At 28.9% G+C, this 13428-nt stretch carries 13 protein-coding genes and 2 pseudogenes; 13 read left to right on the top strand and 2 right to left on the bottom strand.

Annotated features, from left to right (window positions below; genetic code table 11):
- Positions 1–67: 67 nt before the first annotated feature.
- From LEQ07_RS14305 to LEQ07_RS14290, 4 genes are all read left to right on the top strand, one after another.
- Entirely contained in the window at positions 68–772 is a 705-nt protein-coding gene (locus LEQ07_RS14305; RefSeq protein WP_021428577.1) for a GntR family transcriptional regulator, read from the top strand.
- Between the two features lie 250 nt (positions 773–1022).
- Positions 1023–2378, top strand: coding sequence for a PTS sugar transporter subunit IIC (locus tag LEQ07_RS14300; RefSeq protein ID WP_046822172.1), 1356 nt, complete (start codon positions 1023–1025; stop codon positions 2376–2378).
- A 23-nt stretch (positions 2379–2401) separates the two neighbouring features.
- On the top strand, positions 2402–3712 hold the full coding sequence (locus LEQ07_RS14295; RefSeq protein WP_046822171.1) for a 6-phospho-beta-glucosidase: 1311 nt from the start codon (positions 2402–2404) through the stop codon (positions 3710–3712).
- A 126-nt stretch (positions 3713–3838) separates the two neighbouring features.
- A complete protein-coding gene (locus tag LEQ07_RS14290) occupies positions 3839–4216 on the top strand; it encodes a hypothetical protein (protein WP_046822170.1) in 378 nt (125 codons plus the stop codon).
- A 30-nt stretch (positions 4217–4246) separates the two neighbouring features.
- On the opposite strand, the gene LEQ07_RS21750 is transcribed toward LEQ07_RS14290, so the two are convergent.
- Both LEQ07_RS21750 and LEQ07_RS21745 read right to left on the bottom strand, forming a co-directional pair.
- Entirely contained in the window at positions 4247–4597 is a 351-nt protein-coding gene (locus tag LEQ07_RS21750; protein WP_332843211.1) for a hypothetical protein, read from the bottom strand.
- Between the two features lie 188 nt (positions 4598–4785).
- Positions 4786–5088 (bottom strand): S1-like domain-containing RNA-binding protein, encoded by a 303-nt coding sequence (locus LEQ07_RS21745; RefSeq protein ID WP_332843210.1) that lies wholly within the window; start codon positions 5086–5088, stop codon positions 4786–4788.
- A gap of 248 nt (positions 5089–5336) precedes the next feature.
- Here LEQ07_RS21745 and LEQ07_RS14280 point away from each other — a divergent pair, with 248 nt between their 5' ends.
- From LEQ07_RS14280 to LEQ07_RS14240, 9 genes and pseudogenes are all read left to right on the top strand, one after another.
- Positions 5337–6023 (top strand): GntR family transcriptional regulator, encoded by a 687-nt coding sequence (locus LEQ07_RS14280; RefSeq protein ID WP_226896663.1) that lies wholly within the window; start codon positions 5337–5339, stop codon positions 6021–6023.
- Positions 6024–6034: 11 nt separating this feature from the next.
- Complete coding sequence (nagA, locus tag LEQ07_RS14275; protein WP_046821987.1) at positions 6035–7183, top strand: N-acetylglucosamine-6-phosphate deacetylase; 1149 nt, start codon at positions 6035–6037, stop codon at positions 7181–7183.
- A gap of 1 nt (position 7184) precedes the next feature.
- Complete coding sequence (gene nagB, locus LEQ07_RS14270; RefSeq protein ID WP_263331186.1) at positions 7185–7934, top strand: glucosamine-6-phosphate deaminase; 750 nt, start codon at positions 7185–7187, stop codon at positions 7932–7934.
- A 307-nt stretch (positions 7935–8241) separates the two neighbouring features.
- On the top strand, positions 8242–8781 hold the full coding sequence (locus LEQ07_RS14265; protein ID WP_021428548.1) for a helix-turn-helix domain-containing protein: 540 nt from the start codon (positions 8242–8244) through the stop codon (positions 8779–8781).
- Positions 8782–8799: 18 nt separating this feature from the next.
- Positions 8800–9842, top strand: a pseudogene (potA, locus tag LEQ07_RS14260) (spermidine/putrescine ABC transporter ATP-binding protein).
- 3 nt (positions 9843–9845) lie between these two features.
- Positions 9846–10685, top strand: coding sequence for an ABC transporter permease (locus LEQ07_RS14255; RefSeq protein ID WP_021431830.1), 840 nt, complete (start codon positions 9846–9848; stop codon positions 10683–10685).
- A 98-nt stretch (positions 10686–10783) separates the two neighbouring features.
- A complete protein-coding gene (locus LEQ07_RS14250; protein WP_334290928.1) occupies positions 10784–11458 on the top strand; it encodes an ABC transporter permease in 675 nt (224 codons plus the stop codon).
- Between the two features lie 2 nt (positions 11459–11460).
- Positions 11461–12506 (top strand): annotated as a pseudogene (locus LEQ07_RS22630) (ABC transporter substrate-binding protein).
- A gap of 179 nt (positions 12507–12685) precedes the next feature.
- Positions 12686–13213, top strand: a complete 528-nt coding sequence (locus tag LEQ07_RS14240; protein WP_263331184.1) for a glycoside hydrolase family 73 protein — start codon at positions 12686–12688, stop codon at positions 13211–13213.
- Positions 13214–13428 lie beyond the last annotated feature (215 nt).

Genomic DNA, 13428 nt, shown 5'->3' with positions numbered 1-13428 from the left:
TATAATTGAATGTATAAATATTAAAAGTAAATATATATACAATTTAACTACAAAAGGGGAAGTAAATATGAATGAACCTATTTATAAACAAATAGAAAGTCACATTAAAAATTTAATACAGTCAAAGACTTTAAAGCAAGGAGAATTAATACCCTCTGAAAAACAATTAAGTGAAGAATTTAATGTAACAAGAATGACTGTAAGATCAGCATTAAATAATTTAGTTAAAGATGGATATATAACTAGGCAAAGAGGTGTAGGTAGTATTGTTTTAGCAAATAAAGTGTATGATAACATATCTGCGGTAAGCGGTTTCACAGAAGAAATGGAAAATAAGGGGTACAAAGTTTCTAATATATTGGAGGAGCTTAATGTTATTGAGGCTGATGAAGAGCTTATGAACAAATTAAATCTTACTGAAAAAGAAAATGTATGGGAAATTAAAAGAATACGTTTAGCTAATGATAAGAAAATATCATATATGGAGACGTATATGCCTGTAAAATTATTTCCAAATTTAAAAAAATCTCATTGTGAAGGATCTTTATATAACTATGTTGAAGAAGTTTGTGGATATAAGATAGCTATATCTGAACGAGAAGTAAGTTCAGTTTTAGCAAATGATGAGTTAGCTAATTTACTAGACTTAACAAAACCAGAAGCTTTATTATATATAAGTCAGGTTTGTAAATTACACAATAGTGATGTTTTTGAATACTCACATACCTATCATTATGGGTATACACTAACTTTAAGCGCTGTATCTGAATAGTCAGATGCAGTTTTTTTATTGAGGAAAATTTAATAAAGTAAAATTTTCAAAAAAGGGAAAATGTTTTTTGTAAAAGACTTGAAATGTATATACATTTAAAATATAATATATATAACAATAAAAATAATATATAAACTTTATGAATCATAAGTTTATATAAACTATGTATTTATAAACATTTTTATTTAGCTAATAAGGATTTATGTGAGTTTCAAGAAAACGATTTCTAAAAATTAAAGGGAGGATTATTATGGGAGCGATAATGAAGTTTATGGATAAGTATATTATCCCAGTAGCTGGAAAGCTAGGAGCACAAAGGCATTTAGTAGCTGTAAGAGATGGATTCGTAGCAATGATACCAATAACTATGATAGGGGCATTAGCTACATTAGTAAATAATTTACCTATACCAGCTTATCAAAATTTTATGAAAAATACTTTTGGAGAGACTTGGACTACATTAGGTGGAGATTTATGGTGGGGATCAATTGCAACTATGGCTTTATTCTTAGTTGTAGGAGTAGCTTATAATCTTGCAAAATCATACGATGAAGATGGTTTACAAGCCGGACTTATAGCTCTTAGTATATTTTTTGTAATGTCACCTCAAGTAGCTAACATAGTTACTGAAGCAGGAGATAAAGTTAGTGGATGGGGATTTGTCCCAAGTGGATATATTTCAAACTCTGCATTATTTACAGCGATAGTAATAGGATTACTAGCAACTGAAATATTTGTTAAGTTATCTAGGATTAAGAAAATAAATATAAAAATGCCAGATGGAGTACCACCGGCAGTAGCAAGATCTTTTGCTAAGTTAATACCAGGTATGCTAACTATAGCTATATTTGGAGCAATTGGATTATTAATAAAAACATTATCAGGCGGATTATTCTTAAATGATTTATTAAATACTTATCTAGCGGCACCGTTAAAAGGAGCAGCAGACTCATTAGGCTCAACTATGTTAATTACTTTCTTTATACATGCATTATGGACTATAGGACTTCATGGGGCAAACATAGCAATGCCTATAACAGAAACATTATTAATGGATTTAGGAGCAGAAAATGCAGCATTAGCACAAGCTGGAGCTACTGAAGGGTTCCATACTTTAGCAGGAGCATTCTTTGATGCATTTGTATACTTAGGTGGATCAGGTATGATTCTTGGATTAATAATAGCTTTAATAATAGCTGGAAGAAGACGTAAGGACATGATAGCTTTAGGATTAGCACCGTCGATATTCAATATAAGTGAGCCAGTAATATTTGGATTACCAATAGTATTAAACCCAATATATATGATACCTTTCGTTTTAGCTCCTGTTGTATGTTCAGCAGTTGCATATTTGGCAATAGATATGGGATTGGTAATGCCAGTAATTGCAGCTAAAATACCGTGGGTAACACCACCTATATTAGGTGGATTTTTAGCAACTGGTCACTGGACTGGAGCAGTTTTAGCAGCAGTTAATCTATTAATATCAATAGTTATATATATACCATTTGTAATAGCATCAGAGAAAATAGACAAAAGAAAAGCTACTTTAGCTACAGATCAGGGAAATGATGACGATTTCAGCTTTGACGATTTAGAATTTTAGAAATAACGATAGGAGATATGACTATGAAAAAAGGACTAAAGATAGTAACTATAGGTGGAGGATCAAGTTATACTCCGGAACTTGTAGAAGGGTTTATAAAAAGATACAAAGAGTTGCCAGTAAAAGAATTATGGCTGGTTGATATAGAAGAAGGTAAGCATAAATTAGAAATAGTTGGAAATCTAGCAAAAAGAATGGTTAAAAAAGCTGGAATAGACATGGAAATACATTTAACGTTAGATAGAAGAGAGGCACTAAAGGGTGCAGATTTTGTTACTACACAATTAAGGGTAGGATTGTTAGAGGCTAGGATTAAAGATGAAAGTATACCTTTATCACATGGAGTAATAGGGCAAGAGACTAATGGGGCAGGAGGGCTTTTTAAAGCATTAAGAACTGTACCTGTTGTTCTTGATATAATAAAAGATGTTGAAGAGTTATGTCCTAACGCATGGATAATAAACTTTACAAATCCTACAGGTGTAATAACAGAAGCTGTATTTAGATATACTGATTTTAAAAACTATATAGGATTATGCAATGTCCCTATAGGAATGAGAAATGGAATAGCTAAATTATTTGAAGTTGAAAATGAAAGAATTCAAATGGATTTTGCTGGACTTAACCATATGGTTTATGGGCTTAACGTAGCTTTAGATGGAGAGGATGTTACAGATGAAGCTATAGATAAATTTGTACACTCAAAATTAACAATGCAAAATATAAAAGCTATAGAGTTTAATGCAGATTTCGTTAAAAATTTAGGATTAGTTCCTTGTCCATACCATAGATACTATTACAAAACTAAAGAAATGTTAGAAGAAGAATTAAATGAATTTGCAAAAGGGAAAGCTAGAGGGCAAGTTGTTAAAGAGCTAGAAGATCAATTATTTGAATTATATAAAGATGAGAATCTAGATATAAAACCACCTCAATTAGAAAAAAGAGGAGGAGCTTATTATAGTGATGCAGCGTGTAATTTAATAAGTTCTATATATAATGATAAAAGAGATATTCAAGTAGTTAATACAATTAATAATGGTGCTATAAGAAACTTTAAAGATAATCAAGCTGTTGAAGTAAGTAGTGTTATAACAAAAAATGGACCTAAACCATTATCTATAGGATATTTACCAGATGCTGTAGATGGATTAGTAAGCCAAATAAAATCATTTGAAATGTTGGCAGCAAAAGCTGCTGTATATGGAGATTACAATGCAGCATATCTAGCACTATGTATAAATCCATTAATACCTTCTGATGATCTAGCTAAAACTATATTAGATGAAATGATGGAAGCTCACAAAGATTATTTACCACAATTTAATGAGTAGAACTGTTTCGGGGGGAATAGGATAAAAAGGGTACTAAATAGTGCCCTTTTTTTATATTTAAAATATATGGTATACTATATTTTATAAAAAGTTAAATTATATAAAAATATAGTATGGAGAATTTATATGAGTAAAAAAAATATTATAATAGGAATAATCAGCATATTAGTAGTTGGTGTGCTAGTTTCAGTTGTTTTTGAAAATAGGAAAAATCCTTTAAATTCAAAGGAAGATCAAATTGAAATATCTGAAAATAAAGATAAAAATAAGATAGAACCAATCTCAAAAGAAAATGCACTAAAGGTATTGAAGGCTACATATGGAGATGGGGTGTCTAATACGGAAGAAGATATAAAGCAAGTGGGTAATAACTATGAAGTTAAAGTTAATGTATCTATAGAAGAAAAAGACGATGAAGGAGAGGTTCATTATCACGAACAAGATATGGGAACTCACAAAATAGATATATATACTGGTGAAATTAAAGATACAAAGGAAAAATAAAAAAAGAGTATGGGTATCCATACTCTTTCTTTATATTAGACGAGTTCCTTCTTCATCTTGAGATATTAACCCTTTTTTCATAAGAACTCCAAGTGTACGTTTGAAGTTTTTCTTACTACAACCAAATACTGATGCGATATCAGCTGGATCAGATTTATCATTTAAAGGCATGAACCCTCTAGAAGCATTATTTAGATGGTTTATGATTTTACTTTCTAACTCATTTAATTCTTGCTCTCTACCTTGTCTTGGAGTAAGACCTAGCTTACCGTCCTCGTATACTTTTATAACATTTAAATTTAATTTGTCTCCGATGTTAAGTTTTGTAAAGTATTCGTTATGAAGTATAACTCCTTCAAATTTATTGTCAACACAAACCATCGCACTATCGTTAGTTTGGAATCCATAAACAACACCTGTAACATTATCTCCTACTTTATACTCAGAGTCAGTAGATAAGTAACCTTCTATTCTAGTAGTAGCAGCTATTCTTTCAGTTTTATCTAAGTATATATAAAATAAATATTTATCACCTTTTTTTAGATCATAATGCTTTGAACTAAAAGGAACTAAAATATCTTTTCAAGTCCAATATTAATAAAGTAACCTATTTTAGTAGCATCTACAACTTCAAAGTAACCTATTTCGCCAACTTTAGCTAATGGAGGGTTTAAAGTAGCAGCTAATTTATCTTTAGAATCTCTATATACAAATACATTTACCTCATCACCAGGAATTAAAGCCTCATAATTTGTAAATTTTCTATGCATGAAAATATCATCTGAAGTATTTCCTGTTTGCGCGTCTAGGAAAAAACCGAAATCAGCTTTTCTAGCTATTTTTAATTTGTTGAAATCACCTATTTTTATCAAGTACGTTCACCTCTTTAATTTTATATTAAAAATTACATATTCTATTATAATACCATATTTATGGGTATCTTATAAATAAAATATAAAATAACTAAATTTAAAAAAGAAAATGTATATTCTGTTGAAGTTCTATAATAAAAATAGTATAATTGGTATATACCAAAATTGGTATATACCATATAAAAAGAGTGGTGATTTATATTAAGTTAGTAAATAAGAATATTGATATTCCTTTGCATATACAACTTATGAAAATAATAAGGGAAATGATTAATTCAGGGGATCTTAAACCAGGTGATTCTATAATTCCAGAAAGAGAACTTTGTAATATTCAAAATGTAAGTAGAATGACAGTGAACAAAGCTATAGTTAATTTGGTAAATGAAGGATTTTTATATAGAGTTCAAGGAAAAGGAACTTTCGTTTCTGACCAAAAAGAAAGAAATAGATTTTCTAGTATGCAAGGATTTACCGAGGTTATGAAGAATAAGGGTATGGATATAAAAACTGATATTTTATCATTTGAAGAAAATGAAAAGGATGAGTATATAAGACAGGTTTTAAAGATAAATAATGAAGATGAAAAAGTATATAGAGTTGAAAGGTTAAGGTATATTGAAAACGAACCTTTTGGGATTGAAATAAGTTATATACCAAAAAGTATTTGCAACAATCTGGAAAACGATTTGAAAGAAAGGAACTCTTTATACAATATAATAAATGAAGTTTATGGGTATAAGTTGAAAAAAGCTGAACAGATAATAGAGCCAATGATTTTATCTGAAGAAGAATCAAAACTTTTAAAACAAAGCAAAAACACTTTAGCTCTTAAACTTAAAAGAACTTCGTACGCAGATGGAGATGTACCTGTAGAGTACACTATATCCATATTTAGAAGTGATAAGTACCAATATGAAATAACATTAAATGCATAGGAGGTATAATTATGAAGGCTATAATAAATGGAAAGATTTTGTTAAGAAATGAAGTGTTAGAAAATAAGGTTTTAGTATTTGATAAAAAGATTATAGATATAACAGATGAAGTTCCAAGTGGATGTGAAGTTATAGATGTTAAAGGTAAGTTAGTAGCTCCAGGATTAATAGATATACATATACATGGGAATATGGGAAAAGATACAATGGAAGGTACAGATGAGGCTATAGATATTATATCTAAATCAGTAGCAAGACATGGTGTTACGTCATATCTACCTACTACTATGACAATGGACGAAGAATCAATTTTAAAAGCATTAGAATCTATAAAACGAGGTATGAATAGAAATACTAAGGGGGCTAGAGTTATAGGGGCTCATTTAGAAGGACCATTTATAAATAAAATATATAAAGGTGCACAAAATGGAAATTATATAACTAATCCCGATTATGAATTAGTAAAAAAATATGAAGATGTAATAAAAGTTATAACTTATGCACCAGAAGAAGATGCAGATTTTATATTTACAAAATATATAAAAAGTAATACTAATATAGTTTTATCTATAGGTCATAGTGCGGCTACATTTATAGAGGCTAGAGAAGCTATACGATTAGGTGCTAGCAATATAACTCATACATTCAATGGAATGACAGGTTTAAATCATAGAGATCCAGGGGTTGTTGGAGCTGCATTGACAACAGATGCATATTGTGAATTTATATGTGACACTATACACATAACTAAAGATCTATTCCAATTTATATTAGATAGTAAAGGTAAAGAAAGAGTGGTATTAATAACTGACTCTATGGAAGCAGGAGGGTTAGAAAACGGAACATATAGTTTAGGTGGACAGGCTGTAATAGTTAAAGATGGAGCAGCTAGATTAGAAAATGGATCTCTTGCAGGAAGTGTTTCAAGCTTAAATAACATGGTGAAGAATTTTTATAAAAATACAAATTTAAATATAAATGAAGCAATACATTTGGCTTCTTTAAATCCAGCGAGTTCACTAGGAATAAGTAATAATAAGGGAAGTTTAGATATAGGAAAAGATGCAGATATAGCTATATTTGATAATGAGTTAAACTGTTACATGACTATTGTAGATGGAAATATAGTTTTTAAAAAATTAATAAAAGTGGAGGGTTAATATGAGAATACTAGTTTGTAAAAATTATGATGAAATGAGCAAAAAAGCTGCTCAAATAATAGCAAGTCAGATTACTTTAAAATCAGATTCTATACTAGGGCTAGCAACAGGGAGTACGCCTATAGGAATGTATAAGAATTTAGTGGAAATGCACAAAGAAGGTACATTAGATTTTTCTGAAGTAAAATCATTCAATTTAGATGAGTATTATCAGTTACCGAGAGAGAATGATCAAAGTTACTATCATTTTATGCATGAAAACTTATTCAATCATATAAATATAAAGAAAGAAAACATAAATATACCAAATGGTATGACTAAGGATATAAAACTTGAATGTAAACAATATGATGATTCTATCAAAAATATTGGAGGAATAGATATACAGGTTTTAGGTATAGGGCTTAACGCTCACATAGGATTTAATGAACCATCAAATGTATTTGTCAAAGGAACTAACTTAGTTGATTTAAAAGAATCTACTATAGAGGCAAATGCAAGATTCTTTGAATCTATAGATAAAGTTCCTAAAAAAGCAGTAACTATGGGAATTGGTTCTATATTTAAATCTAAAAAGATAATTCTGTTGGCATCTGGGGAAGGTAAAGCTGATGCTATACACAATACTGTATATGGAGACATAACTCCTCAAGTTCCATCATCTATACTTCAGCTTCACAGAGATACAATATTAATTTTAGATGAAGCTGCAGCAAATAAGTTAAAAGGTGAAGACTATAAATTAATATAAATTGTATAAATAGCCTGCTAAATAGCAGGTTATTTGCATTTTATAAATTAAAATTAGGAATAAAATAGCAAAATATCATAAAAAAAATATAATTAGGCATACTAAACTTTGTGAATATTAATATAAACTAAAATAAATGCTAAATCTACAAATCCTTAAAAACACTGGGTTTTAAAGTGGAAATTAATATGAAAAAATATTTAAAAAAGTATTGAAATTTGTAGCTTAATTTTATATAATATGTCTTGTTGTTTAGAAATTTTAAACAAAAGGTTTAGTAAAAATGATTTAAAATAGGAGGTGGACCATGGATATAGGTGAAAAAATTAAACGATTAAGAATAGAAAAACAGTTAACACAAGAAGAGTTAGCAAATAGATGTGAACTTTCTAAGGGATTTATATCTCAATTAGAAAATAATTTAACATCACCATCCATAGCTACACTTATAGATATATTAGAAATTTTGGGAACGAACTTAAAAGAATTTTTTAATGAAATGGATAATGAAAAAATTTGTTTTTCAAAAGAAGATATGTTTGAAACTGAGGATGAAGAATTAAAATATACATTTAAGTGGTTGGTTCCAAACTCTCAGAAAAATGAAATGGAGCCAATATTAATATCTTTATCTCCAGGAGGTCAATATAAAGAAGAAAAGCCTCATGAAGGAGAAGAATTTGGTTATGTATTAGCAGGTTCAATTTATTTACACATAGGAGATAAGAAAAATAAAGTTAGAAAAGGCGAGAGTTTTTACTTCAAGCCTAGAGCAAATCATTATATATCGAATGCTGGAAAAACAGAAGCTAAGGTTATATGGGTGAGTACACCACCATCATTTTAAGAGAAAGAGGTGATATATTTGTTAGAAAACATAATAGAATTAAAAAATCTATCTAAAAGATATGATGACAATCAAGTTTTAGATAATTTGAGTTTAGATATTAAGAAAAATGAATTTTTAACATTATTAGGGCCAAGTGGATGTGGGAAAACTACAACGCTTAAGATAATAGCTGGATTTGAGTATGCTGATGAAGGAAAGGTATTATTTGAAGAACGTGATATCACAGATATACCACCTCACGAAAGACAAATAAACACAGTATTCCAAAAATACGCTTTATTCCCTCACATGAATATATATGAAAATATAGCTTTTGGTCTAAAAATAAAAAACTGCCTAAAGACGAAATAGATAAAAAAGTAAAAGAAATGCTTAAATTAGTTGCACTTGAGGGATTTGAAAGAAGACAAGTAGAATCGCTAAGTGGAGGACAACAGCAAAGAGTAGCTATAGCTAGGGCATTGGTAAACGAGCCTAAAGTTTTATTATTAGATGAACCTTTAGGAGCATTAGATTTAAAATTAAGAAAAGAAATGCAAATGGAATTAAAAAAAATACAAAAAAAATTAGGAATAACATTTGTTTTTGTAACTCATGACCAAGAAGAGGCTTTAACTATGTCGGATAAAATAATTGTTATGAATAAAGGTAAAATTCAACAAATGGGAACTCCTCAAGATATATACAATGAGCCAGAAAACTCATTTGTTGCTAGATTTATAGGTGAAAGCAATATATTTGATGGGATTATGATAGAAGACTATTTAGTAGAATTCTGTGGAAAGAAATTCAAGTGTGTAGATAAAGACTTTGAAAAAAATGAAAATATTGAAGTTGTAATAAGACCGGAAGATGTAAAAATGGTTGAACCAGAAAAAGGAATGTTAAAAGGAAAAGTTACATCAGTATTATTTAAAGGTGTTCACTATGAAATTGAAGTTAATGAAAACGGAAGAATGTGGATACTACATAATACACAAAGTGCACAAGTTGGAAGTGAATTAGGGCTAGATATATATCCAGAAGATATCCATATAATGAGAAAAGTGAGCGAATAGATTATGAAGAAAAATAAATCAATTCTTGCTTACCCTTATATAATCTGGAGTGCACTATTTATAGTAGTACCTTTAATTCTTGTGCTGGTTTTCAGTTTTACAGTTGAAAATGGAGATAAGCTAATATTTTCTTTAGAAAATTATAAAAGATTAATTAACCCTATATACTTAAAAGTATTTTTAAGATCTATAGTTTTAGCTGGATCATCTACAATAATATGTTTATTAGTTGGATATCCAGTTGCATATATAATTTCTAAGGCACATATAAGCAAAAGAAATACTTTAATATTATTATTCATACTTCCAATGTGGATGAACTTCCTTTTAAGAACATATGCATGGGTTGCTATTTTAGGTAAAAATGGAATATTGAATTCATTCTTAGGATTATTTGGAATAGAGCCTGTTACATTACTTTATACTAACTTTGCAATATTACTTGGAATGGTATATAACTTTTTACCATTTATGGTACTACCAATATACACATCATTATCAAAAATGGATAATGATTTAATTAATGCAGCTAGAGACTTAGGAGCTAATAGCTTCCAAGTTTTCACTAAAGTTATATTCCCACTTAGTGTACCTGGAGTTATTTCAGGAATAACTATGGTATTTATGCCAGCTGTAACTACATTTGCTATCTCAAGGTTATTAGGTGGAGGTAAATTTATGTTACTAGGAGACTTAATAGAGCAGCAATTTACAGTAGTTGGAGATTGGAACTTTGGATCTGCTATATCAATATTTATGATGATTGTAATATTAATATCTATGGCAGTTATGTCAAGATTTGAAGATGACAGTGATAAGGAAGGCGGTGGGTTATTATTTTAAAAAAATTAGCATCGAATATTTACTTAACATTAGTGTTTTTATTTCTATATGCGCCAATAATGGCGCTAGCAGTATTTTCATTTAATGATTCTAAATCTATGGCCCACTGGAATGGATTTACATTTAAGTGGTATAAGCAACTTATTCATAATGACAGTATAATGAATGCCTTATATTACACTTTATTAGTAGCTATAATTTCATCTATAATAGCTACGATAGTAGGAACTATAAGTGCTATAGGAATACATAAAATGAGAGGTAAAAGAAGAAAGTTAATACTTAATATAAACTATCTTCCAGTATTAAATCCAGATATAGTTACAGCAGTAGCATTAATGAGTTTGTATGTATTTTTAAAATTAGAATTTGGATTTACTACTATGTTACTATCTCACATAATGTTTAGTATTCCTTATGTAGTACTATCAGTGCTTCCTAAAATAAAGCAACTTCCTCAAAATATAGAAGAGGCTGCTATGGACTTAGGAGCAACACCTATGTACGCTTTAAGAAAAGTTGTTTTACCTCAGATAAAACCAGGTATAATATCTGGATTTTTAATTGCGTTTACAATGTCTATAGATGACTTTATAATAAGTTTCTTTAATACTGGAAATGGAGTTAGTAACTTATCTATAGAAATATATGGTATGGCAAGAAGAGGAATAAAACCTGAAATTAATGCACTATCTACAATAATGTTTGCAGTTGTATTAATTTTACTTTTAATATCAAATAAGAAACAATCTATAGTAAGGAGTGATAAATAATTATGAAATTAAGAAAAATATCAATTTTAATTACTATAGGTTTAATGGTTTCAACTATGCTTACTGGATGTGGAGGTACAGATTCAAAAAAAGTTTTGAATGTATATAATGTCGGAGATTATATAGATGAAAATATAATAACTTTATTTGAAGAAAAAACTGGAATTGATGTACAGTATGAAACTTATGATACCAATGAAATGATGTATCAAAAAGTTAAAAGTGGAAGTACTAATTATGATTTAATATTCCCATCTGACTATATGGTTGAAAAAATGAAAAGTGAAGGACTTCTTCAAAAAATAGATTTTAAAAATATACCGAATATGAAGTATATAGATAAAAGCTTTTTAAATCCTATATATGATGAAACTAATGAATATAGCGTTCCATATATGTGGGGAACTTTTGGTATATTATATAATAAAAAATGGTTAAAGAACCAGTTGATAGTTGGAACATACTGTGGAACCCTAAGTATAAAAGTAATATAATGATGTTTGACTCAGTTAGAGATACTATGGGAATATCATTAAAAAGATTAGGGTATAACATGAATACAACGAATCCTAAAGAAATAAATGAAGCAATGAAAGAGTTAATGAAACAAAAAGATTTAGTATTAGCTTATGTAAATGATGAAGGTAAAGATAGACTTTTAGGAGAAGAAGTGGCCATGGGTATTGCTTACTCAGGAGATGCGGTGACTTTAATGGAAGAAAATCCTAATCTAGCTTATGCAATACCTAAAGAAGGTACAAATAAATGGGTAGATGCAATGGCAATACCTAAAAGTGCACAAAATAAAAAGGAAGCTGAAATGTTTATAAACTTTTTATTAGATCCTGAAATTGCAAAGATGAATGCTGAATATATAGGGTATTCAACTCCAAATGGAGGGGCTTTAAAGTTATTAGATAAAGATATAACTTCAAATCCAGTTGCTTATCCACCTAAATCTGTTATGGATAAGACTGAAACATTTATTGACTTAGGAAACAAATTAAGATTATACGACGAGGCTTGGATTAAATTGAAGTCTAAATAAAAAAGCTCATTTTAAATGAGCTTTTTATTTTTTGTGTAAATTAGCATATAAAAGTTTACAAGATGATATTATAATATAAATTAGAAATTGGAGGGTACTATGGGGAGAAGAAAAAAGAGATACGTTAGAAAAATTTTAAAAATTAATAAAAAAATAAAGAGTTAATTCAAAGTCTTAGTTTGATTTTAGCTTTATCATTTGTTGTTGGCGGGATATACACTGTATATGAAAATAAAAATTACGAAAAAAAGATATCTAAAATAGAATCATTAAATATAGAAGAGGAAAAAATTAAATTTATTAAAGATATTGAAAAAGAAGCTGAAAGAAGTTATAAGGAATATGGAGTGTTGCCATCTATAACTATATCTCAAGCTATACTTGAATCAGGTTGGGGACAATCACAATTAACAAAAATTAGTAATAATTTATTTGGAATAAAAGCAGACGAAAGATGGAAAGGTGAGAATGTAGAAGTGATAACATCAGAAAACTATAGCGATGAGGTAATGGCTAAATTTAGAAAATATAATTCATTAAATGACTCAATAAGAGATCATGCAAAGTTTCTAAAAGAAAACCCAAGATATGCAGAACATGGATTATTTGAAGGGAAAGACTATAAATCGCAAGCTCAAGCTCTAGAAGATGCAGGCTATAGCACTAAAAAAATGAGCAAGGTGAAGCTATATATGCAGATATGCTAGTAGATTTAATAGAAAGATACAACTTAAATTTAATAGATTAATAAAAAAATATAAAAAAAATGTTGACTTCAAAAAAAAAGGGTGATATTATTATACATGTGCTCAAGAGAGCATGGATTAAGAACTTTGAAAATTAAACAGTAGGTTAATTATATAAATTCTTTTTTAAAGAATTAAACACAAACAACCAAGCCAGATATTCAGATAATGATTAG

This window comes from Paraclostridium sp. AKS73 (assembly GCF_025671395.1).
Lineage (GTDB): Bacteria > Bacillota > Clostridia > Peptostreptococcales > Peptostreptococcaceae > Paraclostridium > Paraclostridium benzoelyticum.
Note: the sequence above shows the minus strand (reverse complement) of the source record. Positions and strands in the feature narration are given on the sequence as shown.